Genomic DNA, 1,081 nt, shown 5'->3' with positions numbered 1-1,081 from the left:
CTAGCTGTACTCAGCCATCAGGTTGGTCGCAGTCGGCTGATCGGGGGTAGTCCTGCGAGTGCGCTGTGGCGTCGTTGAGTGTTGTAGAGCTCGAGCCAGGGCGCAAGGGCGCCGGCCCGCTCGGCGTTGGAGCCGAAGACCTGGTAGTAGGCCCACTCGGTTTGCAGGGTGCGGTTGAACCTTTCCACCTTGCCGTTTTGCCATGGGCAGTGTGGCTTGATGAACTTGTGCGTGGCTCCCAGTTGGGTGATAGCAGTGGCCACCTGGGTCGATCGGCGGTAACTGAAGTGGTTGTCGGTAAGCACTCGCTCGATACGCGAAATACCGTGTGCGGCAAAGTGGTCGGCAGCTCGGGTGATAAAGCCCGCGCAGGTGGGCCCCTTCTCGTCGGGCAGGATCTCTGAGTAGGCCAGCCGGCTGTGGTCATCGACCATCGAGTGGATGAAGTCATAGCCGATGCCGCGGCCACGGACTTCTTCGCGGCGCCCATGAGCTCGCCACCCGCCACCATCAGGGATGCGACCGAGCTTTTTGACATCGACGTGCACCAATTCACCGGGACGAGCCCGCTCGTAGCGCACGGCCGTGGCCTTCGACGCCTTGATCAGCACGCCGGTCATCGGATCGCAGTCGCGCAGATAGGGTTCGCCGTGGCGGCGCAGGATGCGCCCCACAGTGCGGGCCGGGATGCCCAGCTCGGGCCCGAGCCAGTCCTGGCCCCGGCGGTGGGCGCGGCGAGCCGCGATGACCTGCTCCTCCACTTCCAAGGCTGTGCGGTGCGGCGAGGAATGCGGACGCGAGGACCGATCCTGTAATCCCGCCTCGCATTCGGCGCGATAGCGACTGATCCAGGTATGGACGCACTTGCGTGAAATACCCATCGCCTGCGCAATCTGGGCTTGCTTCCACCCGGCCTTATGTCGCTGCACGATCAGCAGGCGGCCATGAAACGTGGTGCGGGCATTACGGTGGGACACGAGAACCTCCGGACGGTGATGGGCCTTAGACAAGCCACACCCCACCCGGGGGTTCTCCTCACATCAAGCCGACACGCCTGCTACCAACGTCCTGGCTGAGTACA

1 protein-coding gene is annotated in these 1,081 nt (G+C 64.0%); it reads right to left on the bottom strand.

Annotated features, from left to right (window positions below):
• Positions 1-17: 17 nt before the first annotated feature.
• Positions 18-977: an IS481 family transposase gene (locus A5730_RS12890; protein WP_082946819.1), complete on the bottom strand. Its 960-nt coding sequence runs from the start codon at positions 975-977 to the stop codon at positions 18-20.
• Positions 978-1,081: the final 104 nt, after the last annotated feature.

Origin of the sequence: Mycobacterium sp. ACS4054 (genome assembly GCF_001667275.1) — a bacterium.
Classification (GTDB): domain Bacteria; phylum Actinomycetota; class Actinomycetes; order Mycobacteriales; family Mycobacteriaceae; genus Mycobacterium.
This window is presented reverse-complemented; position numbering and strand designations above follow the sequence as displayed.